Genomic DNA, 1,042 nt, shown 5'->3' on the forward strand with positions numbered 1-1,042 from the left:
TATGATTATCCGCAATCATACCAGTATGGGTAAACCGAAGCAATGATGAGTCGGTCAAACAGTTTTTGACCAAAGTATCTTCTGTTGAGCTTGTAGCAAAACTCATCCAGGTAGTTCTGCATCATTCGTTCGCTTATCATATGGTATGTCTGCAGGTGTTTCTTTAAGTTACTGATGGCAATATGAACCCACTTGAGGTTAAAATTGCCCTCTTTGGTTCCAGAGATTTCTCTGACATGGACATCAATACAATCACTCAGATCTGAGAAGGTGGTACTCTTATCTGTTTGAAGTACAGCGTTTGAATCAATGTATTCCTTGATTAAAGCCTGTGCTGTTTTTGCCTCCAAGTTCTTTATTTTCTTCATTTTGAAGTACCTACAGCTCTTAGCAAACTTCCCCGACTCAGGGTCTTCTAAAACAGTCGATTCGGCCATCACAGCCACTTTTGACTGTTTTTGAGTACCTCGGCCTCGCTTGAGTTTGCTTCGGACTTGGGCTTTGGTGGACTTTCCCACAAAAGCTTCATCGTATTCAACCATGTCTTCAAGTCTGTAGCGGTCATCACGTTTTCCCATGACTGCCCTGAGCTTGTGATACATTCTGAAAACCGGTTCATAACGCTTCATCCCCAGTTGTCTTTGGAGTTCAGCCGCACTGAATCCCTTCTTGGTTGCGGTAATGAACGTGATAGCCATCATCCAGATCCTAATCGGTAAGTTGCTGCTCTCCATGACTGTACCGCTCTTGATGCTGGTTCTGAACCCACAGGCGGCACACTGGAAAGAGAGCTTGTTTTCAAGCCAATAGTGTTTGAGACCAGTGCACTTCTTACAAATGATCCCTTGCCGGATTCTTTGTTCTTTGATGAAGTCAACACAGGAAGCTTCGTCCGGAAACAGATTAATGAAATTGATAATGTTCATGGTCAAAACCGTCTATTTTGACCTAATTTAAAGCAAGTTGAAACCCAACTAAAGCAATTGTCACTAACTGTCAGTAAGAACTTATTTGGCTACTGGTATCATTGCGGATATACATA

General features: G+C 42.4%; 1 protein-coding gene. It reads right to left on the reverse strand.

Going from position 1 to position 1,042, the window contains the following annotated elements; all coding sequences use genetic code 11:
* Window positions 1-5: 5 nt before the first annotated feature.
* A complete protein-coding gene (locus ACFPIK_RS18130) occupies window positions 6-926 on the reverse strand; it encodes an IS1595 family transposase (RefSeq protein ID WP_377917873.1) in 921 nt (306 codons plus the stop codon).
* Window positions 927-1,042 lie beyond the last annotated feature (116 nt).

The sequence above is a fragment of the Algoriphagus aquatilis genome (assembly GCF_042657405.1).
Classification (GTDB): domain Bacteria; phylum Bacteroidota; class Bacteroidia; order Cytophagales; family Cyclobacteriaceae; genus Algoriphagus; species Algoriphagus aquatilis.